A 22,471-nucleotide genomic window follows, 5' to 3' on the forward strand; every position below is an offset into this window, starting at 1 on the left:
GGTCGGTCGGGGCGGGGCCGGGGCAGGCGAGGGCCGGTCACCGGAGGTGACGGACCTCTCCCCTTTGATCTCGTCCGGTCTCATCCGGCTTTCATCGACGCCTCATACGGTGGGGACATGACGCAGGCGACTCCTCCCGGGTGGTATCCCGACCCCGGGCAGACGAATGACGGACCGGCCACCGAGCGCTGGTGGGACGGCACCGCCTGGACGGACCAGGTCCGGCCGACGGGCTCGGCACCCGCCTGGGACCCTCCGGCACCGGGCACGGCGGCCGGACCGGCGTACCCGGCCCATCCGGCGTACCCGGTGCATCCGGGATATCCCGGGGTCGTGCAGTCCGGCTCGGGTTCCGGCCGGAAGCGCGGGCTGCGGATCGGAATCGCCGTGGCGGCGGCCGTCGCGGTGCTGGCGAGCATCGGGGTCGGCGTGTACGCGCTGACCGACGACGGCCGGTCCGGTGACTCCGCAGCCTCGCAGGGGCCGGGCGGGCGGGACGGCGGCCCCGGTGGCTCGGAAGGCGGTTCGAAGGGCGGTCCCGACGGGGAGGGGTCCGGCCCGGACACCTCTCAGCCGCCACGGGTCGAGAGCGGGTCGGTGACCGACGGGCTGAGCGGGATCAGCCTGCCCATCCCGGACGGCTGGTACGGCCAGGAGGGCCAGGTGGGCGCCCAGATCATGTCGGAGGACACCTACGAATGCCCCGGCAACACCTCCAGCACCTGCACCAAGGGCGGGGCCTATTCGGCACCGGCGCCGGCCCTCGGTATCCGCGGCTCCACCGCCGAGGAGGTCGCCAAGGCGGACATCGCCGCCAATGCCGAGGAGTCGTACGGCGGTGATTCCTACGGGAGGATCACCTCGCACGAGGTCCTCGAGTCGAAGGCGGTGGACGTCGCCGGGCAGAAGGGCTACCTGGTGCGCTGGAAGGCGGTCACCAGCAAGGGCTCCGACGGGTACGTCCAGTCGCTGGCCCTCCCCTCCCCCGCGCAGCCGAAGCAGATCGTCGTGATCCGCTTCGGTCTGGACACCGACCAGAAGCAGTCGGTCCTCGACGACATCATCGAGGGCATCGAGGAGGCGGAGGGCCGCGGCGGCAACGGCCAGGACGTGTGACCCGCTGAGGCATCGGCCGGGTGGCGCTCAAGCGGCGAGAAGCAGGATGCCGAGCACCAGGAGCGCCACCGCCTTGACCGCCTCGAACGCCACGTAGTACCAGTGGGCGTGGGAGCGGGACAGTCGCTCTCCGGCGAGCACCCGGTCGGACCGGCGGTTGAGCCGCGGCCGGATCACACCGAGTTGAGCTGCCGGCACCGCGGCCACCACGACGGCGAGCAGGACCACCGAGGTGCCGGCCCCGCCGGCCGCCACGGCGACAAGGGTGGTCGCGACGAGGACGAGCTCGACGAGATTGAGCGCCCGGAAGACGATGCGGCCGATGCCCAGGCCGACCGGGATGGTCACCCCCGGCGCCCGGAACTTCAACGGCGCCTCCAGGAAGGAGATCGCCAGCACCATGCCGAGCCAGACGAAGACGGCGGCGCCCGCTGTGGCGGCCGATACGGGGTTCACTGCCGGACCGTCCTTCCTCTACGCGGCGCGCGCATGGACGAAATGGGCATGACAGGCGTCGGGTTCGGCGAACGGCTCCAGCCGGTCGGCGGCGACGGGCGCGTCCAGTTCTTCCAACGCGCCCTTCATCAGGCCCAGATGCAGCGGGCAGACGATCTGCCGGTACTCCTCGGCGAGTTCGAGGAACGGGCAATGCCGCAGACGGATGACGTCGGGCACCTCATCGGACTCGTCGTGCACCGGGTGCACCCGGTGCACAGGGGTCGCCGGGTTCACCGGTTCGAAGCCGAGGTCGGCGAGGAGTCCGACCAGCCGGTCGACGGCTTCGCGGCCGGTCACGGTGTGGAAGGGTGGCACCGGGTCGACCAGATGCCGCCCCCAGGCCCGGCCGGCCTCCACGGCCTCCGCCTCGGCGTCGGCGCCGGTCGACGCGAGCCGGCTGAGCAGCATCCGGGCCAGCAGTCGGTACTCGCGCCGCCCTCCCCGGTCCATTCCGCGACGCGGCGCGTACACCGCGCGGGGGCGTCCCCGCCCGGACGACGCCTCCAGGGTCCGCTCCACCGCCCCGCGCGTCACCAGCGAATCCAGGTGGAAGCGCGCCGTGTTGGCGTGGACCCCCACCCGCTCCGCCACCTCGTTGACACCGAGCGGCGCGCCGGCGGTGCGCAGCACCTCGAGCACGGTACGGCGGCGCGGGGTCACCGGATCGCTTCCCCCGGCGCGTTCCCCGGAGGTCACGTCGCCCCGTCCTGCGGCGGCAGTGCGGCGATCAGCGGGTGGTCCCGCTCGATCAGCCCCAGCTTGCTGGCGCCGCCGGGCGAGCCGAGGTCGTCGAAGAACTCGACGTTCGCCTTGTAGTAGTCCTTCCACTCCTCGGGAGTGTCGTCCTCGTAGAAGATGGCCTCTACCGGACAGACCGGCTCGCAGGCGCCGCAGTCGACGCATTCGTCCGGATGGATGTACAAGGACCGCTGGCCCTCGTAGATGCAGTCGACCGGGCACTCGTCGACGCACGCCTTGTCCTTCACGTCGACACAGGGCTGCGCGATCACATAGGTCACGACGTCCTCCTCCCCGAATTTTCACGAATCCTTTCTGTAAGAATAGTGCTTCGCGGCACCGCTCCACCACTGGCGACGGCCGGGGATCGAGGAACCGAGGAACCGAGGAACCGAGGAAACAGCCCCTGCCCGGCCGGGCAGGGCCCTGTTCGGGCTGATCAGCCGATTTCCCCCGTGACCGGACGGTCAGCGCGCGCGGCGCGTCATCTCGTCCACGACGAATCCGAGACCGTTGCCGAGCATCCAGGTGTCCGCGGCCGACGCGGTGCCCTCCCGGGTCGGCCGCGGACTGCCCTCCTGCCGCATCCCCGGAGTGCGCAGGTACGGACCCAGCAGCGCCGACGAGAACGCGGCGAGCCCGGCACCCGCCACCACCGTGGGCACGAAGGGCAGGAGCAGGGCGGCCGCGCCGATCGCGCAAGCCCGTCCGGCGCACCGCGAGCGGGCACACCGGGCGCCCTCGCCTTTCGACCTTCCCTGGAGGGGGATACCTTTCAATGACAAACAGGCCCATACCCTGACATGCATACATGCACCCATGCGCGGCACTCTGGAGGATCTGTGGAACTCTTTCCCCCGCTGCCCTACGCCGAATGGCGGGCGACCAAGGAGACGCTGCACCGGTTCGCGCAGGTGGTCGGAAAGGTGCGACTCGCGGCGTCGCCACGCCGCAACCACTGGTGGAACGTTCCCTACCATCTCACCGGACGCGGCATCACCACCCGCCCGATGGGACTGGACGACCAGGGCCGCTTCTTCTGCATCGACTTCGACTTCGTCGACCACAGGCTCCTCGTCACGACCGGTTCGGGTCGCGAGGTGTCGTTCCCGCTGCCCGGCCTCTCGGTGGCCGACTTCTACCGTCGGTTGCAGTCCGCACTCGCCGAACTCGACGTCTCCGTGCGCATCGGGCAACCGCACCCCTTCGACCTCCCGGACTCCGACCGCCCCTTCGACGAGGACACGGAACACCGCGCCTACGACCAGGAGTCGGTGAACCGCTACTGGGTCATCCTGTCCCAGGTCAACCTGGTCCTGGAGGAGTACGCCGCCGAGTGGTCCGGAAAGACGAGTCCGGTGCACCACTTCTGGCACACCTTCGACATCGCGGTGACCAGGTTCTCCGACACCGCCGTCGCCCACTCCGAATCCGTCGATCCGGTCACCAGGGAGGCGTACTCCCGTGAGGTGATCAGCGCGGGCTTCTGGTTCGGCGACCCCGCCTTCCCCCGGGCGGCGTTCTACTCCTACACCGCGCCCGAACCGACCGGCCTGGCACGCCGTCCGCTGCAGCCCGCAGCCGCTTCGTGGGTCGAACGCGGCACCGGCAGCCGCCTGGCAGTCCTCGAGTACGAGAAGGCCAGGACCGCGCCCTCGCCGCGCGCCGACGTACTCGCCTTCCTGCGGAGTGCCTACCGGGCCGGCGCGCAGGCGGCGGGCTGGGACATCGAACGGAACGCCTGCCCGGGAGGCGTGACCGACCCCGCCGCGCAACGGGCCTGAGCCGCGGCGGGGCCGTACGGGAGAACGTCAGGAAAGATATGCCTCCACTTCGCTGAACTGGGCCGCCGGCCAGCCGGTGTTGCCGGTGACGTGCAGTCGGAGGTGGCGCAGGCCGGTGCCGTCCGGCAGCGTCACGGTGACCGTGTTGCCGGTGGCCGGGTCGAAGCGGTACTCCTTCGCGGGGAGGACCGTCGTGTACGCGGAGCCGTCGGTGCTGCCCTGGACGGCGAGGGTCTGGGTGCGGGTCTGCCACGCGGACTGCGGGGGCAGTTTCAGCACCAGCCGCCGGACGGCCCGGACGGCGCCGAGGTCCACCGTCAGGGACTGCGGGAAGGCGTGGTTGGCGGACTCCCAGTAGGTGTTCGCATCGCCGTCGACCGCCTTGGCCGGCGTGTAGACGTCCTGGGAGCCGGTGGCGGTCGCGGGGCGACCCTGTGCGAGGTTGCGGTCCGGGTCGGGGTCGAGGTTGCCCTCGCCGGGCTCCGGCCAGGTGGAGCAGTCCGACCAGGTGCTGTCCCAGCCGGAGTTGCCGCCGCCGTCGGTGAGGGTGAAGGTGCCCGAACCGGCCGGATAGGGGCAGTTGTAGAGACCGACCGAACCGATGCCGGTGACGTTCCGGAAGGTGGCGGCGCCCGGTGTCTCGGCCTGGACGACGACCGTACCGGCCCCGGCGACGGTGGCGCCGTCCACGGTGATGTTCTTCGCGGCGTGCCCGCGCCCGCTGCCGGAGACGAACTCGAAGGCGCTGTACGGGCTGTCGGTGATGGTGGTGTCGGTGATCCTGACCTGCGCCTCGATGGCGCTGTCGTAGGAGTCGACGCGCAGGGCGCCCATGGGGTGGTTCCAGTTGGGGTTCATGGCACCGGTGCGGAGCAGGGTGTTGCCGTCGACGGTGATCGTGCCGGCCAGCGGGTGGAACGGGTCGAGGAACTTCTGGTTGGAGATCGCGATGCCGCTGCCCAGCGCGTTGGTGTCGGCGATCAGGTTGCCCCTGACGGTGATGTCGGTGCCGCCGTAGATCGCGATGCCGTTGGCGAGGTTCGGCTGCGAGATGGTGTTGTTCTCGAAACTGCTGTCGCTGTTGGGCCCGTACAGCGACCACATGGCGAGCGAGTCGTCGCCCTGGTTGCGCAGGAAGTTGCTACGGACCTTCACCCCGCGTGCGTTGCCGTTGAGGTTGAGGCCGTCCGCCGTCATGTCGAGGAAGCGGCTGTTCTCCACGACCAGGTTGTCGTTGTTGCCGGTCAGCCAGAGACCCACCTTGAGGTGCTGGAGCCACATGCCGGAGACGGACGAGTTCGGGCCGAGTGAGCCGTTGACGAATTTGTCGGGCTGGGAGTCGACCCGCTCGGTGACCTCGCCGATGACGGCGAAGTCCTTGATGTGGACGTTGCCGGCGGAACTCGACTGGTCGATGAAGCGGGAGGAGCGCACGACGGAGTGCCAGTGGCCCGCGCCCTGGAGGGTGACGTTCTGGACGCCGCCCAGTGCGGAGGTGAGCCGGTACTCGCCCGGCGGTATCCAGACCACCCCGCCCTGAGCCGCGGAGACGGCCTCCCGGAAAGCCTGCGTGGAGTCGCCCCGGCCGCTGGGGAAAGCTGCATGGACGGCTGCGTGGGCGGCTGCGTGGAGGGCCGGGGAGCCGTCAGGTCACAGCGACACCGCACCCCGGGGTTCAGTCGACCGCCGACACGACGCTGAGATGGGAGGCGGCGCGACGGTGCCCGCGGCGGCGGGACGGGGCACGGCGCGTCTCGCGCAGGACCAGCGTGAGCCGGGTGCAGTCCATGCCTTCGAGGATTCTGGTCGTCTCCACGACGAGACGGCAGTCGGTGACTCCCCAGCGCGGGTCGGGATGGCGCAACGGCCGTACCGCGCCGTCGTGTTCGGCGGCCTGTTCGCCGACGGCACGGATCCAGTGCGGCAGCCCCTGCCGGTAGGCCGCCTCCATGATGGGGTCCTGGGCGATGTCCCGGCGGATGGCCTGCAGCCCGTGGTCGTGGCCGTCCCGCTCCACCGCCTTGGCGAAGTGGGCCAGCATCGGCAGGCACCAGCTCGACTCGTGTTCGCCCAGCACCGTGGGGGCGTCCGGATGGAAGAGGACGAACCGGAGGAAGTTGTCGCCGGGCATGGCCGTCGGATGCGGTTCGACGTCCCGGAAAAGTGTCCGGAAAGCAGCGTTCGCCAGCAGTACGTCCCAGCGGTGGTCGACCACCAGGGAGGGAAAGGGGACCGCGTTCAGAAACACGGCGTAGTCCTCCAGATAGGCCTGCGCCTCGGGAGTCTCGAAGACGGGCGGCCGCGGTGTCGGCCGCTGCCCTCCTGCCTGATGTGCCATCGGGAGGTCACCCCTCTTGCCTGTGCGGCCTTGACGCGGCGACCCGATCCTGCTGCCCTGACGTGAGGCGTGTCAACTATCGTGGCATTCCACACCCGTTGACGGCTGAAATTGGACACAGTTGTGGCGAGACCTGGATGTGAGTTCGAGACACGGGCTAGTCTCCGTGAAGTTCATGGCAAACGCTCGTGAGAAGCCTGTGAGAGACGTAGGAGATCTGTCGGTGACGGGTGGCTTCGAGGGTCCGGACACCGCGCCGACGACCGCGCTGTCGGCCGTCGTCGCCCGCGTCACCGTACTCGCCGACCGGCTCGAGGTGCCGCACGCCGAGATCTTCGACGTCGGCCGGCTGTCCGCGGCGTCCGGCGTTCCGGAACCGGTGGTCAAGGCTCTGCTGAGCGGCCGGCCCGCGGGCGAGCCCGAGGTGCAGACCCGGTTCGTGCAGCGCCTGGACCTGCTGCGCCGTACCCGGCTCAAGCCGAACGGCCGCAAGTACACGCAGCAGGAGATCGCGGACGGCGCGGGCATGTCCCGCCAGCAGGCCGGCGCCCTGATCAACGGCGACCGGCGCCCCACCATGGAACACTGCGACGCCATCCAGCGGTTCTTCCGGGTGCACGCCGGGTTCCTCACCGCCGAGGACCCCGAAGCGCTCGCCAACGCCCTCCAGCACACCGAGCAGGAACTGCTGCAGACCCTCGCGGCCCGCGAGCGGCGGGCCGCCGCGGCGGCCGACGACCCGCTGGAGCGGCTGCTGCGGGACCACGGCGTGCGCGGAATCGCGTGGCGGGCCGCGCAACTCCCCACCGACCAGCACCGCGACAAGGTCGCGGAGTGGCTGGACATGCTCCTGGAGAGCGTCCAGCGGCCCCACTCCTGACCTGGGGAGCGCGGGTGGGACGCCGCTCCGCCGTGCGGGCGGACCGGCGGACGGCACGGCCCGAGTGTCAGTGGCGGACGGCAGGCCGGAGGCGTGCCCGCACCGTGCGGGACGTCTGATGCCGGATCACGACCCGGGAAGAGCCGAGCGATGCCCACCGCCGCACTGACCGGCGACGAGGAGACCTTCTTCCGGATGCTCCGCGACTGGCACCCGGAGCCGTGACCGAGAGGAACAGGACCGGGCCGGCGTTCGTGCCGGTGCCGCGCGACAGCGGGGCGCAGCGGCGCCCCCGTCAGCCGTGGGGCACGGCGACCGCCGTCGCGACCAGGCCGCTCTCGGCGGTCCAGCGGCCCGTGAAGTGGTCGAGACGGCGGTCGCCCACCCATGGGCCGGGGACCAGGAGCGCCGCCCGGAAACCGCCGCGCGTCCGTTCGCCGGGGTCGGTGAACAGCTCGATGTCCGCCTCCATGAAGTCCAGCCACTTCCCCGTGAGCGGGAACCACGCCTTGTAGACGGCCTCCTTGGCGCTGAACAGCAGCCGGTCCCAGTGCACCTCGGGCCGCTCCACGGTCAGCCGGCCGATCCGCTCCGCCTCCGCGGGCAGGGCGACGGAGGACAGCACCCCCTCGGGCAGCGGCCCCTGGACCTCCGCGTCGATGCCGAGGGAGGCCAGGTCCTCGGCCCGGACCAGGGCTGCGGCGCAGTAGCCCGTGCAGTGGGTCATGCTGCCGACCAGCCCGGCCGGCCAGCCCGGTGCGCCGCGCTCGCCGGGCAGCACGGGCTGCGGGGGCACTCCGAGTTTCTCCATGGCCCGGCGGGCGCAGGAGCGCACCGCCCGGAACTCCCGGCGGCGCTTCTCGACCGCCCGCTCCATGAGCGCCGCCTCCTGCGGGTAGAGCGGAGCGTCGGCGCCCTCGTCGCCGCGGGCCTCCATGACGACCACGGTGTCCGGCAGCAGCTCCTCGATCATCGGGACCCTCCCTCGGGCTCGCCCTTGCTCTCGTCCGCGTGCCTATCCGGCACGATCCGGCGCAGCCGTCCCGGTGGTGTCGCCCGCTTGTGCCATTCGCGGGGGTAGCCCACGGACACCTCCTCGAAGGGGACGCCGTCCCGGCGGGTGCTGCGCGGGATGTGGAGATGGCCGTAGACCATCGTGTGGACGTTGAACCTGCGGTGCCAGTCGTCGGTCAGCTCGGTGCCGCACCACATGGCGAACTCGGGGTACCACAGGACGTCCGTGGGATGCCGGTGCAGCGGGTAGTGGTTGACGAGGACGACGGGCAGGTCGTCCGGCAGTTCGGCGAGCCGGCGTTCGGTCTCCTCGACCCGGGCCCGGCACCAGGCCTCCCGGCTCGGGTACGGGTCGGGGTGCAGCAGGTGCTCGTCGGTGCAGACGACGCCGGTGCCGTGCGCGTACGCCAGTCCTTCGTCCTTGGTGGCGCAACCGGCGGGCAGGAACGTGTAGTCGTACAGCAGGAACAGCGGGGCCACGGCCACCGGACCGCCGGGGCCGTCCCAGACGGGGTAGGGGTCCTCGGGGGTGATCACGCCGAGTTCCCGGCACTGTTCGACGAGGTGGTCGTAGCGGGCGACGCCGCGCAGGGTGACGGTGTCTCTCGGGTGGGTCCACAGTTCGTGGTTGCCGGGCGCCCAGACGACCTTGTGGAACCGGCCGGCGAGTGTCTTGAGCGCCCAGCGGATCTCCTCCACCGTCTCCGCGACGTCCCCGGCCACGAGGAGCCAGTCCTCGTCCGACTCGGGGTGCATCCGCTCGACCAGCGCACGGTTCTCGTCGTAACCGATGTGCAGGTCGCTGATCGCCCACATCTGTCCGTCGCCACCGGTCGTGGACGCCACTCGTCGCCTCCTGGAAATGAACGAACAACCCGTACGGACAGCATGCACTCCCCAGGCTCTTCGGGCAGGGGGAACCCCGCGTCCGCGGACACTCTCAAGGGATCACATCCGCGGCGCCCGGACAAGGGGAGTTCTCCCAGAGTCTCCCGGAGTCTCCCGGGAAACCGTGACACGCCCGTGGTTCGGTCCCGGGCACGGGCCCGCCGAGGCCTGCCCGCACACCGTGGAAGGCGGCCTGCACGGCCTCATGCTTACGCGTATGGCTCAACCGCACGTACGCGGAGAACGTGTTCTTCATCGATCAGGTGAGAAGGAATCCCGACGACCGGGCCGTCGAGATCCATGCCACGCACGGCGACCCCGACTCCCCCCGTACCGGCCGCGGCCGACACCGCCGAGCCGGAACCCGAGAACCCGTCCCCGGCGGCGCACGTCGAGTACGCGCTCGCCCAGTGCGCGCGGCGCGGCATCGACGTGTTCGTGCCCCGACTGCACCAAGGGGCGACCGTCGCGCACCGCGCGGAGCTCGAGGCGGCCGGTACGGCGCTGCCGGCGCCGCCGCCCGAGGCCGTGGCCGTCTTCCGCGACAAGGTGATCGCCTACGAGGCCGTGCAGGCGATCGGTTCCGGATGTCGGGCGAACAGCCGGTGCCGAAGGCACGGGGAGCTGGGGGGCTCGGGCCGGCCGCCGTCATCGTGGGGGCGACCGGCCGACCCGGTGCGCACGGTGCGCGGGCGGTCAGTCCCGGGTCCGGTCCACCGTCAGCCGCAGGGTCAGCACCTGGAACGGGCGCAGGGCCACGGGCACGCTGTCGCCGTCGGTGTCCGCCGGTTCCAGCGGCCGCTCCAGGAGGTCGGTCACCCGGGCCCCGCCGAGGGGGAAGCCGGTACGCAGGGTGCCGGTGGCACGTCCGCCGCGGGATTCGTAGAGGCGGACGACGACGTCGCCGGAGGCGTCGTCGGCGAGCTTGACCGCCTCGACGGTCACGCCCTCGCCGTCCACCGAGACCACCGGATCCGGTGCGCCCTCCGCCCGGGCCACGCGCAGCGGCAGGTTGAGCGCGTAGCCCTCCGCGACGGCGTCCTCGATGCTCGCGCCGGGCAGCAGCGCGTAGGTGAAGCGGTGCGTGCCCTGGTCGGCCTCGGGGTCCGGGATCCGCGGGGCGCGCACCAGGCTGAGGCGGACCGTCGTGGTCGTGCCTCCGTCGTCGCGGACCGTGCGGGTCACGTCGTGGCCGTACGTCGAGTCGTTGAGGACGGCGACGCCGTAGCCGGGTTCGCCGAGGTGCACCCAGCGGTGGCCGGAAACCTCGAAGCGGGCCGCCTCCCAGCTGGTGTTGGTGTGGGTGGGGCGCTGGACGTGACCGAACTGGATCTCCGCGGAGGAGTGCGGGGCCCGGATGTCGAACGGGAAGCCGGCCTTGAGGATCTTCTCGGCCTCGTGCCAGTCGATCTCGGTCTCGAAGTCGATCCGGGGGCTGCCGGCGCGCAGGGTGATCGTCTGGGTGATCCGTGAGCCGTTGCCGAAGGCGCGCTCCACCCGCACCGCGCCGACCAGCGGGTCCTGGGCGACGACGGTGACGGACCCGGCGGCGGGCAGGTCGGTGAACCGGTTCCGGTAGTGCTGGTCGATGTCCCAGGCGTCCCAGTGGTTGGGGAGGTCCGTGTGCAGCCGGAGCAGGTTGCCCGGGCCGGCCAGCACCTCGCGGTCCGCGCGGAGGTCGTGGACGGACGACAGCGTGCCGTCGTCCGCCAGCCGCACCCGCACCATCCCGTTGTCGAGCACCCGTTCCATGACGGTCACCGGCTGCGGGCGGGGGGAGCCGGCCGGCGCCTCCAGGGGTGCGCTGCCGTTCGCGGGCGCGGTCGTCCACACCGGCGCTCCCCCGGGTGTCCGGATCACCTCGGCGCGGTCGTACGGACTGGTGTTGAACACCCGGAGGCCGGGGCCGTCCCCCAGGGCGGCGATCGCCTCCCCGGTCAGCGCATCCAGTTCCCGGGCGACCCTGGCGTACTCCGCCTCCGCCTCCCGGTGCACCCAGGCGATGGACGAGCCGGGCAGGATGTCGTGGAACTGGTGCAGCAGGACCGTCTTCCACAGCCGGTCGAGTGCGTCGTACGGGTAGGCGTGGTCCGGTGCGTGCAGTGCCGCCGTGGTGGCCCACAACTCGGCCTCGCGCAGCAGGTGTTCGCTGCGCCGGTTGCCCTGCTTGGTGCGGGCCTGGCTGGTGTAGGTGGCGCGGTGCAGTTCCAGGTAGAGCTCGCCGTTCCAGACCGGGGCGTCGGGGTACTCCTCGCGGGCCTTGGCGAAGAAGGCGTCGGGGTGTTCGACGACGACCTTCGGGGAGCCCTCCAGGTCGGCCAGCCGGCGGGCCCGTTCCATGTGCTCGCGGGTGGGGCCGCCGCCGCCGTCGCCCCAGCCGAACGGTGCGAGCGAGCGGGTGCCGGCGCCCTTCTCACGGTAGTTGCGCACGGCGCGGGCCATCTCCTCGCCGGTGAGGGCGGCGTTGTAGGTGTCGACCGGCGGGAAGTGCGTGAAGATGCGGGTGCCGTCGATGCCCTCCCACCAGAAGGTGTGGTGCGGGAACCTGTTGGTCTGGTTCCAGGAGATCTTCTGGGTGAGGAACCACTCGTTGCCGGCGAGCTTGGCGAGTTGCGGGTAGGCGGCGGTGTAGCCGAAGGAGTCGGGCAGCCAGACACCCTTGGTCTCGATGCCGAAGTGCTCGAGGAAGAACCGTTTGCCGTGGATCAGTTGACGGGCGAGGGCCTCGCCGCCGGGCAGATTGCCGTCGGCCTCCACCCACATGCCGCCGACCGGTGCCCACTGGCCCTTGTCGACGGCTTTCCTGATCCTCTCCCACACCTGCGGGTGGTGGTCGCGCACCCACGCGTACTGCTGGGCCTGCGAGCAGGCGAAGACGAAGTCCTCGTACTCGTCGGCGAGCGCGGTGGCGTTGGAGAAGGTGCGGGACGTCTTGCGCCGGGTCTCGCGCAGCGGCCACAGCCAGGCGGAGTCGATGTGGGCGTGCCCGACGCCGGACACGGTGTGCGCGCTGGCGTGCGCGGGTTTCGCAAGGACGGGGGCGAGGGCCTCGCGGGCGGCGGGGGCGCTGCCGGAGACGTCGTCGAGGTCGAGGGCGTCCATGGCCCGGTCGAGGGCGTGCGCGATCTCGTGCCGGCGTGGCTCGTGCTCGCCCAGTTCGGCCATGAGTTCGCGCAGCACGCACAGGTCCAGGTCGAGGTGCCAGACCGGTTCGTCGAGGACGGCGAGGTCGGCGCCGTGAAACACGTACAGCGGTGTGTCGCCCGCCGTGCGCCGGTCGCCGAGCGGGGTCGGGCGGGCGAAGCCGTCGGCCAGGATGTCGGGGTTGGAGGCCGCCTCGACCAGGTAGTCGATCTCCTCGCCGCCCGCGGCCCGGCGGGCGACCGGAACGTACCGGTTGAACGGGTTGACCGCCTTCAGCGGGGTGCCGTCGGTCAGGTGCACCAGGGCTTCGGCCTGGAAGCCCGGTCCGGCGCCGGTGAAGCCGAGGTCGATGACCGCCTCGACGCGCCGGCCGGCCCATGCGGCGGGGACCTGTCCGCGCATCCGGAACCAGGTGGTGCCCCAGGGCGGGCCCCACGGGGTGTTCCTGGCGAAGGGCTCGTAGGAGGCGGCTGCGGCCTGTGCGAAGGGGACCGGCTCGCCCGGCGCGTGCCAGGCCTCGACGGTGAGCGGGACGGTGGCGGCGTAGGCCGCGGGCTTGACGCGCTGGGTGTGGACGCGCAGGGCGCGGCCCTCGATCCGATGGCGTTCGTCATGCATGAAGTGCTCTCCTCACGGGGCTACTTGAGGTGGGCGAGGCCGGGATGGACAGCGGTGTAGCCGTCGACGAGGCGACGGGCCACGTGCACGGAGTCGACGAGCGGGTGCAGCGCGAAGGCCTTGACCGCCCGGGCGCGGGAGCCGGACTCGGCGGCCTGGAGCACCTCGCGCTCGACCGCCTTGACCGCGCAGACCAGGCCGGTGGCGTGGCCCGGCAGCGGGTCGACGGAGACGGGGTGCGCGCCGCCGGCGTCGACGAGGCACGGGACTTCGATGACGGCTTCCGCGTCGAGCGCCGAAAGGGTGCTGCGGTTGCGGACGTTGAGGATCAGGGTGGTCCGTTCGTCGCGGGCGACGGCCCGCATCAGTGCGAGGGCCACCTTCTCGTAGCCGCCGGACAGGTCGTCCTCGTCGCGGTCTCCGGCGCCGGCGGTTTCGCGGTTCTCCGCCATGTAGGTGGCCTCGCGTTCGGCGCGGGTGCGGTTCCAGGTGTCCAGAGCGGGGGTGCCGGTGTCGTCGGGGTCGCTCACCTGCGCGTAGAAGCGGGCCTGCTGGTCGTGGAGGAAGGCGCCGCGGGTCTTCTCCGCCTGCTGGTAGGCGCGTACGGTCTCCCGGTTGAAGTAGTAGTAGTGCAGGTACTCGTTGGGGATCGCGCCGAGGGACTGGAGCCAGTCGGCGCCGAAGAGCCTGCCCTCCTCGAAGGAGCCGAGCAGGTGGCGGTCGGCGAGCAGGCGCGGGAGTTCGTCGCGGCCCTTGACCCGCAGGCCGCGCACCCAGCCGAGGTGGTTGAGGCCGACGTAGTCGATCCACGCCTCCCGCGGGTTCGCGCCGAGCACCCGGGCGATGCGGCGGCCGAGGCCGACCGGCGAGTCGCAGATGCCGATGACGCGGTCGCCGAGATGGCGGGACATGGCCTCGGTGACCAGGCCCGCCGGGTTGGTGAAGTTGATGACCCAGGCGTCGGGGGCGAGGCGGGCCACCCGGGCGGCGATGTCGACGGCGACGGGGACGGTGCGCAGTCCGTAGGCGATGCCGCCCGCGCCGACCGTCTCCTGTCCGAGGACGCCCTCAGCGAGCGCGACCCGTTCGTCGTTCGCGCGGCCCTCGAGGCCGCCGACGCGGATCGCGGAGAAGACGAAGTCGGCGCCGCGCAGGGCGTCGTCCAGATCGGTGGTGGTGGTCACCTCGGGGGCGTCGGGCACCCCGGCCGCCTGGTCGGCCAGCACACGGGCGATCGCACACAGCCGACGGTCGTCCACGTCATGGAGGACGACCCGGGTCACCCGCCCCTCGGCGTGGTCCTCGAGGAGCGCGCCGTACACCAGCGGCACCCGGAATCCTCCGCCGCCCAGAATCGTCAGTCTCACGTCTGCACCCTTCCCTTCTCGACGTCAGCGATGCCGTCGATGCCATCGACGGCGTCGACGGCGTCGACACCAGCATGTCCGGCCAACCCGAGCGGGGCAGGGGCCGGAGTGAGCACCGAGGTACGGGCCGTCCGTACGTCGACGTGGCGCGGTTGCACCCGTTCGCGTCGGTTCACGGGATGAACTCTCCCCGCGCAGAAGGACTTTCTCGGTTACACCTCTTGACGGCCACGGGGCCGCAGAGCACATTGGCGACACTCTGAGAGCGCTCTCAGAACCATCGAGCCGGGCTCTTCGAGCACTCCCCGCACACACCTGTGCACCCGCATCCGTCCTTGTGTCCGCATCCGTATCCGCATCCGAGAGGCAACCCCCACATGAGTGACACCTCCGGCACCCCCCGCAGATCCCGGTCCCTCCGCAGACCCCGCCCGCTGCGGCGGGCACTGCTCGCCGTCGTCGGCACGCTCGGGCTCACCGCGGCCGCCGTCACGGCCGCCGTCCCGTCGGCGAGCGCCGCCGCCCCGCCCCCGCCGTCGGGCTGGAACCAGGTCTTCGTCGACGACTTCAACGGCGCCGCGGGCAGCGGTGTCAACACCTCCGACTGGCGGTACGCGACCGGCAGGGGATACCCGGGCGGCCCCGCCAACTGGGGCACCGGTGAGATCGAGACGATGACGTCGAACCCGGAGAACGTCTCCCTCGACGGCAACGGCAACCTCCGCATCACCCCGCGACGGGACGCCTCCGGCAACTGGACCTCGGGCCGCGTCGAGACCAACCGTTCCGACTTCCGGCCGCCCGCCGGGGGCACGCTGCGCGTCGAGAGCCGCATCCAGGTGCCGAACGTGACCGGCGCCGCCGCCAAGGGCTACTGGCCGGCGTTCTGGATGCTGGGCGCGCCGTACCGGGGCAACTACTGGAACTGGCCGTCCGTCGGCGAGCTCGACATCATGGAGAACACCCAGGGCAACAACACCGTCTTCGCCACGATGCACTGCGGCACCGCGCCCGGCGGGCCGTGCAACGAGAACAGCGGCATCGGCGGTTCGACCACCTGTCAGGGCACGACCTGCCAGGCCGGCTTCCACACCTACCGGCTGGAGTGGGACCGCTCGTCGAGCGTGGAGCAGATCCGCTTCTACCTCGACGGAAACAACTTCCACACCGTGCGGGAGAACCAGGTCGACGCGACGACCTGGAGGAACGCCACCGACCACGGCTTCTTCATCATCCTCAACGTGGCGATGGGCGGCGGCTTCCCCGACGCCTTCGGCGGTGGCCCGGACGGCGGTACCCAGCCCGGCCACTCGATGCTCGTCGACTACGTCCAGGTGCTGAGCTCCGGCGGTGGTGGCACCACGCCCCCGCCGGCCGGCAGCCGGGACGCCTACGGCACCATCCAGGCCGAGTCCTTCGACGCCCAGTCCGGCACGGTGACGGAGGCCACCTCGGACTCCGGCGGCGGCCAGAACGTGGGTGCGCTGGCGAGCGGTGACTGGCTGCAGTACAAGGGCGTCGCTTTCGGCTCCGCCGCGGCCCGGCAGTTCTCCGCCCGGGTGGCGAGCGGTGCGCCGACCGGGGTCAGCGGTCTGGTCGAGGTACGCCTGGACAGCCGGGGCAACGCGCCCATCGGGAGTTTCGCGGTGGGCAACACGGGCGGCTGGCAGTCCTGGCGGACGATCCCGGCGAACATCACCTCCGTGACGGGCACGCACGACGTGTATCTGACCTTCACCAGCGGTCAGCCGCAGGACTTCGTGAACGTCAACTGGTTCACCTTCGGCCGCTGACCACCCGTGGTGAGGGGCTCCACGCGCGCGTGGGGCCCCTCACCCGTGCGGGCGACCACCGGGAACCAGCACCTCGAGGCATCCTTCCGCTTGTAACGTCACACTTTTACCACTGAAGGCAGAGACGCATTCATTCCTTCGGAACAAAGGCTTTTCAAGGGCGAGCGGGCGAAAAGCACGGGTGCGGGCCCCGCCTGGATTTCTCGGAGGTGAAGGTTCCCGCTTCCCGGGACACCCTGTAGGTGGGAAGACCCTCGACACCCAGGGAGCTGACGCGGAATGACCGAGGAGACGGGCGAGGCCGAAGGCGGAGGCGAGAACGGGGCCGGAGCCGACTGGTCCAACCCCCTGCACGACCCCCGCGACCGCCGGCTCCCCCGGATCGCGGGCCCCTCCGGGCTCGTCATCTTCGGCGTGACCGGCGACCTCTCCCGCAAGAAGCTGATGCCGGCCGTGTACGACCTCGCCAACCGGGGTCTGCTGCCGCCGGGCTTCTCCCTGGTCGGGTTCGCCCGCCGGGACTGGGCGGACCAGGACTTCGCGCAGGTGGTGCACGACGCGGTCAAGGAGCACGCCCGCACTCCGTTCCGCGAGGAGGTCTGGCAGCAGCTCGCCGAGGGCATGCGGTTCGTTCCGGGTGACTTCGAAGACGACACCGCGTTCGAGCAACTACGCGCGGCCGTGGCCGAGTTGGACAGCGCCCGAGGCACCGGCGGCAACTACGCGTTCTATCTCTCGGTACCGCCGAAGTTCTTCCCGAAGGTGGTCCGGCAGCTGAGGAATCACGGGCTGGCCGACGCGCCCGAGGGTTCCTGGCGGCGCGCGGTGATCGAGAAGCCCTTCGGCCACGATCTGAGGTCGGCCCAGGAGCTCAACGCGATCGTCCACGAGGTGTTCGCCCCGGACCAGGTCTTCCGGATCGACCATTACCTGGGCAAGGAGACCGTCCAGAACATCCTGGCGCTCCGCTTCGCCAATCAACTGTTCGAGCCGGAGTGGAACCGGTCCTTCGTGGACCACGTGCAGATCACCATGGCCGAGGACATCGGCATCGGCGGCCGGGCCGGCTACTACGACGGCATCGGCGCCGCCCGCGACGTCATCCAGAACCACCTGCTCCAGCTGATGGCGCTCACCGCCATGGAGGAACCGGCCTCCTTCGACGCGGCGTCGCTGCTCGCCGAGAAGCTGAAGGTGCTCCGGGCCGTGCGACTGCCGAAGGACCTGGGCCTGCACACCGTGCGCGGGCAGTACGCGGGTGCCTGGCAGGGCGGCCGACGGGTGTGCGGCTACACGGAGGAGGAGGGCATCGACGCGGACTCCACCACCGACACCTACGCCGCGATCAAACTGAACGTCGACAACCGCCGCTGGGCGGGTGTCCCCTTCTACCTGCGCACCGGGAAGCGGCTGGGCCGCCGGGTCACCGAGATCGCGGTGGTGCTGCAGCGGGCGCCGCACTCGCCGTTCGACGCGACGGCCACCGAGGAGCTCGGGCAGAACGCGATCGTCATCCGGGTGCAGCCGAACGAGGGCATGACGGTGCGGTTCGGCTCCAAGGTGCCGGGCACGTCCATGGAGATCCGCGACGTGACCATGGACTTCGCCTACGGCGAGTCGTTCACCGAGTCCAGCCCGGAGGCGTACGAGCGGCTCATCCTGGACGTCCTGCTGGGGGACGCCAACCTGTTCCCCCGCCATCAGGAAGTGGAAGAGTCGTGGAGGATCCTCGACCCGGTCGAGGAGCACTGGGCATCCCACGGCAGGCCCGCGCGGTACACCTCGGGCAGCTGGGGACCCGCGGAAGCCGACGAGATGCTCGCACGAGACGGACGGAGCTGGCGCAGGCCATGAAGATCGACCTCACCGACACCACGGCAAGCGATGTCAACAAGGCGCTGGTGCGGGGCCGCCGCACCATCGGCACCCCCGCCGTGGGCATGGTCCTGACGATGGTGATCGTCACGGACGAGGAGAACGCCTACGACTCGATCAAGGCCGCCGAGGAGGCCTCGCACGAGCACCCCTCGCGCATGCTCGTCGTCATCCGGCGCCACGCCCGCACCCCGCGCGACCGCACCCACCCGCGCCTCGACGCCGAGGTGCGGGTCGGTTCGGAGGCCGGCACCGGCGAGACCGTGGTCCTGCGGACCTACGGCGAGGTGTCCGACCACGCCGACTCGGTGGTGCTGCCGCTGCTGCTGCCGGACGCCCCGGTGGTGGTCTGGTGGCCGGCGGACGGGCCCGAGCACCCGTCGAGGGACCCGCTGGGCGCGCTGGCCCAGCGCAGGATCACCGACCTGTACGCGGTCGAGGAACCCCTGGAGGTGCTGGCCGCCCGGAGGCGTTGCTACGCGCCCGGCGACACCGACCTGGCCTGGACCAGGCTGACGCCGTGGCGGTCCATGCTGGCCGCCGCCCTGGACCAGGCCCAGCTGACGGTGACGTCGGCGTCCGTGGAGAGCGAGGCCGACAATCCGAGCGCGGAACTGCTGGCGCGCTGGCTGGAGGCCCGGCTGGACGTGCCGGTCGAGCGGGTGGAGACGGCCGGCCCGGTGGTCACCGGCGTGCGCCTGGGCACGGTGGACGGCGAGATCGTCATCGACCGCCCGGAGGGCCCGATGGCCACGCTGTCGCTGCCGGGGCAGCCGTCACGGCGGCTCGCGCTGAAGGTACGCCCCCTCTCCGAGCTGATCGCGGAGGAGCTCAGGCGTCTCGACGCGGACGAGATGTACGCCGTCGCCCTGCGCGGCGAGGCCACCGAGGAGGTCCCCACCCGTGTCTGACGCCCCCTCCCCCGCACCGACCCGGCGCCCCCGGCGGGCCGCCCCAACCGAACCCAGGAAGTGAACTGACATGCAGATCGGCCTTGTTGGTCTCGGCAAGATGGGCGGCAACATGCGTGAGCGCATCCGTGCCGCCGGACACACCGTCGTCGGCTACGACACGAACCCCGACCGCTCCGACGTCGGCCACCTGTCCGACCTCATCGACCGGCTCGACCTGCCGCGCGTCGTCTGGGTGATGGTCCCGGCCGGCACGGTCACCCAGCACGTCATCGATCAGCTGGGGAGCCTGCTCAAGCCCGGTGACACCGTCGTCGACGGCGGCAACTCCCGGTGGACGGACGACGAGAAGCACGCCAAGGAGCTGGGCGCCCGGGGCATCGGCTTCGTCGACGCGGGTGTCTCGGGCGGGGTGTGGGGGCTGGAGCACGGCTACGCCCTCATGGTCGGCGGCGAGGAGGAGCACGTGGAGCGGCTGAAGCCGATCTTCGACGCGCTCAAGCCGGAGGGCCCGTACGGCTACGTCCACGCGGGCAAGGTCGGCGCCGGTCACTTCGCGAAGATGGTCCACAACGGCATCGAGTACGCCATGATGCAGGCCTACGCCGAGGGCTGGGAGCTGCTGGAGAAGGTCCACTCGGTGGACAACGTCCGCGAGGTGTTCCGCTCCTGGCAGCAGGGCACGGTCATCCGCTCCTGGCTGCTCGACCTGGCGGTCAACGCCCTCGACGAGGACGCCCACCTGGAGAAGCTGCGCGGCTACGCCGAGGACTCGGGCGAGGGCCGCTGGACCGTGGAGGCCGCCATCGACAACGCGGTGCCGCTCCCCGCGATCACCGCCTCCCTGTTCGCGCGGTTCGCCTCCCGGCAGGAGGACTCGCCGCAGATGAAGATGGTCGCGGCGCTGCGCAACCAGTTCGGCGGCCACGCGGTCGAGTCCGCGGACCGGGACGCCCCGGATCGGAAACGGGAGCAGGAACAGAAGCAGGAGCAGGAGCAGGAGCAGGAGGACTGGGCGTAGCGGTCGTGGGAGACCTCCTGCTGGCCCGGCACGGTGAGACGGAGTGGAGCAGGGCGGGACGGCACACCGGTGGTACCGATCTGCCCCTGACCCCGGGCGGCGAGGACCAGGCCAGGTCCCTGGCCCCGCTGCTCGCGGGCCGCGCCTTCGCGCTCGTGCTCACCAGTCCGCTGCTCCGCGCCCGGCGCACCGCCGAACTCGCGGGGCTGGCGGGGGCGGTGCCGGAGCCGGACCTGCGGGAGTGGGACTACGGCGGCTACGAGGGCGTCACCACCGCGGACATCCGACGCGCCCGGCCCGGCTGGGACCTGTGGACCGACGGGGTGCCGTCCGGTCCGGAGTTTCCCGGCGAGTCCGCCGCGCAGGTCGGCGAGCGGGCCGACCGGGTGCTGTCCCGGGTGGTCGGGGCGCTCGATGCGGGTGATGTGATGCTCGTGGCGCACGGTCATCTGCTGCGGGTGCTGACCGCACGGCGGCTGGGTCTGCCGCCCGCGGACGGGCGGCTGTTCCGGCTGGAGACGGGGACGCTGAGCCGGCTGTCGCTGGAGCACGGCAGCCCGGTGCTCGCGGAGTGGAACACCCGGCCCTGAGGCCGTGCCGCCGGTGCCCTGTCCTACGGCTGGGAGGTGAGGGCGGTCGACGTCCGGACGGCGTGCTGGGCGGCCAGCCGCACCGGTGCGTTGCGGGCGCCGTAGCCGCGGTGTCCGCCGTCGCGCTGGAGGAGTTCGAAGAACACCCGGCCGACGGTGCGGGTGTAGCAGTGCCGCAGGCTTCCGTGCTCGTCGCGGTCGTAGAGGATGCCCAGTTCGCGGTAGGCCTCCAGCTCGCCGTCGGCGAACTCGTGGCGGGCGGCGAGGTCGTCGTAGTAGTTCGCCGGGATCGGCAGCAACGGGACGCCCGCGTCGCGCAGCCGGCGGGCCGCGGCGACCACGTCGTCGGTGGCGAACGCGATGTGCTGGGCGTGCACGGTGTCGTCGCCGGGCGCGGCTTGGACGGTGAGGGCGATCCGGACGGTGCCGTCGGCGTTGCTGACCGCGCGGCTGCGCTGCAGCCCGTAGGGGTCGGCGACGTCGACGCTGTCCTCGGCCCGCAGCCCGAGCACGCTGCGGTGGAAGAGGACCGCCTCGTCGAAGTGGTGCCAGGGCTGGGTGAGCGCGAGATGGTCGATGCGCCAGGTCCCCGACGTGGCGGACGAATCTGCCGCGGCAGACCCGGCCGCAGGCTCCCCGACGTCCTCGAAGTCGGCCCGCCAGCCGGCGAGTCGGGCGTCGCAGAAGAACAGTTCCGTGCCGTCGGGGGCGGCGACGGCGTCCAGCGGGGCGTCCTCGGGGGCGCGGCGGCGCGGCAGGACGGGCGCCAGCAGGGCTTCGGCGCGGGCGGCGGCACCGGCGGGGTCGGGCGACTCCAGGCCGACGGCGGCGAGCCGGGTGCCGTCGCGGCGTACGGCCGTACCGGTGTTGACGAGGAGGCGGGCCTCGCCCTGCTGCCAGAGGTCGACGGGTTTGCTCCGGTGCCGGGCGGCGCGGGTGAAGCCGAGGGCGCCCAGCAGTCCGGTGAGGGGTTCGGCGTCGGCGGTGACGAGTTCGGCGAAGGCCACACCGGTGGGGACGACGGGGGCGGGCGGCCGCGCCACCCCCGCCTCCTCCTGCAGGACGAGCAGGGAGCGCCGGGCGTCCACGGCGGTCGGGGCTGCCTCGGCCTGCCGGAACACGTCGTTGAACACCTCCAGGGACAGCGGCCCGTCGTAGCCGGTGCGCAGGACGTGCCGGACGAGTCCGGCGACGTCGAAGCCGCCCTGCCCGGGGAAGCAGCGGTGGTGGCGGCTCCACTGGAGGACGTCCATCGCGGGCAGCGGGGCGTCGGCCAGTTGGAGGAAGAAGATCTTCTCGCCGGGGATCTCCTCGATGCCCTTGGGGTCGGAGCCCCTGGAGAGGATGTGGAAGCTGTCCAGGCAGGTGCCGAGCGCCGGGTGCCCGGCCGCCTCGACGATGCGCCAGGCATGGTCGTACGTGCTGACGTGCCGCCCCCAGGCCAGCGCCTCGTACGCGACCCGGATACCGAAGTCCTGAGCCAGGTCCGCGAGTTCGCGCAGCTGTGCGGCGGCGAGGGCATCGTCGTCGATCGCCTCGGGGTCGACGCTGGAGCAGACCAGCACGGTGTCGGCGCCGAGTTCGCCCATCAGCTCGAACTTGTGCCGGGCGCGGCGCAGGTTGCGGGCGAACGCCTCGGCGGGCACGGCCTCGATGTCCCGCAGCGGCTGGTAGAGGTCGATGCCGAGTCCGAGGTCGAGGCAGCGGGCGCGGATCTCCCGTGGCGTGAGCGGGCTGGCGAGCAGGTCGTTCTCGAAGATCTCCACGCCGTCGAAGCCGGCGCGGGCGGCGGCCGTGAGTTTCTCGGTGAGGGTGCCGCTGAGGGAGACGGTGGCGATGGACGTACGCACGTCGGTATCTCTGCTTCCGTGAAGTTCCGTGCTCTGAGGGCTGTGG

The 22,471-nt window shown here is 71.6% G+C and carries 18 protein-coding genes and 3 pseudogenes; 9 read left to right on the plus strand and 12 right to left on the minus strand.

The genetic code is table 11. The features are described from left to right. Positions 1-117: 117 nt before the first annotated feature. On the plus strand, positions 118-1,116 hold the full coding sequence (locus JL475_RS21215) for a DUF2510 domain-containing protein (protein WP_202279390.1): 999 nt from the start codon (positions 118-120) through the stop codon (positions 1,114-1,116). Positions 1,117-1,143: 27 nt separating this feature from the next. Here the strand turns inward: JL475_RS21215 and JL475_RS21220 are convergent, their stop codons facing one another. The 4 genes and pseudogenes from JL475_RS21220 to JL475_RS21235 form a co-directional block, all read right to left on the minus strand. Beyond that, entirely contained in the window at positions 1,144-1,572 is a 429-nt protein-coding gene (locus tag JL475_RS21220; protein WP_202279391.1) for a hypothetical protein, read from the minus strand. A gap of 18 nt (positions 1,573-1,590) precedes the next feature. Beyond that, a complete protein-coding gene (locus JL475_RS21225) occupies positions 1,591-2,310 on the minus strand; it encodes a helix-turn-helix domain-containing protein (protein ID WP_307825122.1) in 720 nt (239 codons plus the stop codon). Beyond that, positions 2,307-2,633: a ferredoxin gene (gene fdxA, locus JL475_RS21230; protein ID WP_202279392.1), complete on the minus strand. Its 327-nt coding sequence runs from the start codon at positions 2,631-2,633 to the stop codon at positions 2,307-2,309. The genes JL475_RS21225 and fdxA overlap by 4 nt, the downstream gene beginning before the upstream one ends. A gap of 186 nt (positions 2,634-2,819) precedes the next feature. Then, positions 2,820-3,050: pseudogene (locus JL475_RS21235) on the minus strand (hypothetical protein); the annotation flags it as partial. Between the two features lie 144 nt (positions 3,051-3,194). On the opposite strand from JL475_RS21235, the gene JL475_RS21240 reads away from it, so the two are divergent. After that, complete coding sequence (locus JL475_RS21240; protein ID WP_202279393.1) at positions 3,195-4,136, plus strand: DUF5996 family protein; 942 nt, start codon at positions 3,195-3,197, stop codon at positions 4,134-4,136. Between the two features lie 27 nt (positions 4,137-4,163). Here JL475_RS21240 and JL475_RS21245 read toward each other — a convergent pair. Beyond that, positions 4,164-5,729 (minus strand): annotated as a pseudogene (locus tag JL475_RS21245) (discoidin domain-containing protein); the annotation flags it as partial. Positions 5,730-5,811: 82 nt separating this feature from the next. Then, positions 5,812-6,474 carry a hypothetical protein gene (locus JL475_RS21250; RefSeq protein ID WP_202279394.1) on the minus strand — a complete coding sequence of 221 codons (663 nt, stop codon included), beginning with the start codon at positions 6,472-6,474 and terminating at the stop codon, positions 5,812-5,814. A 223-nt stretch (positions 6,475-6,697) separates the two neighbouring features. Here JL475_RS21250 and JL475_RS21255 point away from each other — a divergent pair, with 223 nt between their 5' ends. Continuing rightward, entirely contained in the window at positions 6,698-7,354 is a 657-nt protein-coding gene (locus JL475_RS21255) for a helix-turn-helix transcriptional regulator (RefSeq protein ID WP_202279395.1), read from the plus strand. A gap of 295 nt (positions 7,355-7,649) precedes the next feature. Here JL475_RS21255 and JL475_RS21260 read toward each other — a convergent pair whose 3' ends face one another. Both JL475_RS21260 and JL475_RS21265 read right to left on the minus strand, forming a co-directional pair. Then, entirely contained in the window at positions 7,650-8,327 is a 678-nt protein-coding gene (locus tag JL475_RS21260) for a 4'-phosphopantetheinyl transferase (protein ID WP_202279396.1), read from the minus strand. Beyond that, the gene (locus JL475_RS21265; RefSeq protein WP_202279397.1) at positions 8,324-9,214 is read right to left on the minus strand and encodes a metallophosphoesterase; all 891 of its coding nucleotides are present in this window, start codon (positions 9,212-9,214) and stop codon (positions 8,324-8,326) included. Before JL475_RS21265 ends, JL475_RS21260 begins: the two co-directional genes overlap by 4 nt. A 287-nt stretch (positions 9,215-9,501) precedes the next feature. Here JL475_RS21265 and JL475_RS40145 point away from each other — a divergent pair. Beyond that, positions 9,502-9,838, plus strand: a pseudogene (locus tag JL475_RS40145) (ATP-grasp domain protein); the annotation flags it as partial. Between the two features lie 114 nt (positions 9,839-9,952). On the opposite strand, the gene JL475_RS21270 reads toward JL475_RS40145, so the two are convergent. From JL475_RS21270 to JL475_RS21280, 3 genes are read right to left on the minus strand one after another with little or no spacing between them, the layout of a single operon-like run. Beyond that, complete coding sequence (locus JL475_RS21270; RefSeq protein WP_202279398.1) at positions 9,953-13,018, minus strand: glycoside hydrolase family 38 C-terminal domain-containing protein; 3,066 nt, start codon at positions 13,016-13,018, stop codon at positions 9,953-9,955. Positions 13,019-13,038: 20 nt separating this feature from the next. Further along, a complete protein-coding gene (locus JL475_RS21275) occupies positions 13,039-14,385 on the minus strand; it encodes a 6-phospho-beta-glucosidase (protein WP_202279399.1) in 1,347 nt (448 codons plus the stop codon). Next, positions 14,382-14,561: a hypothetical protein gene (locus tag JL475_RS21280; protein ID WP_202279400.1), complete on the minus strand. Its 180-nt coding sequence runs from the start codon at positions 14,559-14,561 to the stop codon at positions 14,382-14,384. The genes JL475_RS21275 and JL475_RS21280 overlap by 4 nt, the downstream gene beginning before the upstream one ends. A 201-nt stretch (positions 14,562-14,762) precedes the next feature. Here JL475_RS21280 and JL475_RS21285 point away from each other — a divergent pair, with 201 nt between their 5' ends. The 5 genes from JL475_RS21285 (at position 14,763) to JL475_RS21305 (ending at position 20,575) form a co-directional block, all read left to right on the plus strand. Beyond that, entirely contained in the window at positions 14,763-16,178 is a 1,416-nt protein-coding gene (locus tag JL475_RS21285; RefSeq protein ID WP_202279401.1) for a glycoside hydrolase family 16 protein, read from the plus strand. 279 nt (positions 16,179-16,457) lie between these two features. Next, entirely contained in the window at positions 16,458-18,032 is a 1,575-nt protein-coding gene (gene zwf, locus JL475_RS21290; protein WP_202279402.1) for a glucose-6-phosphate dehydrogenase, read from the plus strand. Continuing rightward, entirely contained in the window at positions 18,029-18,964 is a 936-nt protein-coding gene (gene opcA / locus JL475_RS21295) for a glucose-6-phosphate dehydrogenase assembly protein OpcA (RefSeq protein WP_202279403.1), read from the plus strand. Before zwf ends, opcA begins: the two co-directional genes overlap by 4 nt. Positions 18,965-19,034: 70 nt before the next feature. Next, positions 19,035-19,985 (plus strand): phosphogluconate dehydrogenase (NAD(+)-dependent, decarboxylating), encoded by a 951-nt coding sequence (gene gnd / locus JL475_RS21300; protein WP_202279404.1) that lies wholly within the window; start codon positions 19,035-19,037, stop codon positions 19,983-19,985. Between the two features lie 5 nt (positions 19,986-19,990). Then, positions 19,991-20,575 (plus strand): histidine phosphatase family protein, encoded by a 585-nt coding sequence (locus JL475_RS21305; protein WP_202279405.1) that lies wholly within the window; start codon positions 19,991-19,993, stop codon positions 20,573-20,575. A 23-nt stretch (positions 20,576-20,598) separates the two neighbouring features. Here the strand turns inward: JL475_RS21305 and JL475_RS21310 are convergent, their stop codons facing one another. Then, on the minus strand, positions 20,599-22,425 hold the full coding sequence (locus JL475_RS21310; RefSeq protein ID WP_202279406.1) for a bifunctional sugar phosphate isomerase/epimerase/4-hydroxyphenylpyruvate dioxygenase family protein: 1,827 nt from the start codon (positions 22,423-22,425) through the stop codon (positions 20,599-20,601). Positions 22,426-22,471 lie beyond the last annotated feature (46 nt).

The organism is Streptomyces sp. M2CJ-2, from assembly GCF_016757295.1.
In the GTDB taxonomy this organism is placed as follows: Bacteria; Actinomycetota; Actinomycetes; order Streptomycetales; family Streptomycetaceae; genus Streptomyces.

Bases quoted from the DNA above. Each gene is read 5' to 3' on its own strand.
- JL475_RS21215 (WP_202279390.1), top strand. From the start codon at position 118: ATGACGCAGGCGACTCCTCCCGGGTGGTATCCCGACCCCGGGCAGACG.
- JL475_RS21250 (WP_202279394.1), bottom strand. From the start codon at position 6,474: ATGGCACATCAGGCAGGAGGGCAGCGGCCGACACCGCGGCCGCCCGTC.
- JL475_RS21260 (WP_202279396.1), bottom strand. From the start codon at position 8,327: ATGATCGAGGAGCTGCTGCCGGACACCGTGGTCGTCATGGAGGCCCGC.
- JL475_RS21270 (WP_202279398.1), bottom strand. From the start codon at position 13,018: ATGCATGACGAACGCCATCGGATCGAGGGCCGCGCCCTGCGCGTCCAC.
- JL475_RS21285 (WP_202279401.1), top strand. From the start codon at position 14,763: ATGAGTGACACCTCCGGCACCCCCCGCAGATCCCGGTCCCTCCGCAGA.
- zwf (WP_202279402.1), top strand. From the start codon at position 16,458: ATGACCGAGGAGACGGGCGAGGCCGAAGGCGGAGGCGAGAACGGGGCC.
- opcA (WP_202279403.1), top strand. From the start codon at position 18,029: ATGAAGATCGACCTCACCGACACCACGGCAAGCGATGTCAACAAGGCG.
- gnd (WP_202279404.1), top strand. From the start codon at position 19,035: ATGCAGATCGGCCTTGTTGGTCTCGGCAAGATGGGCGGCAACATGCGT.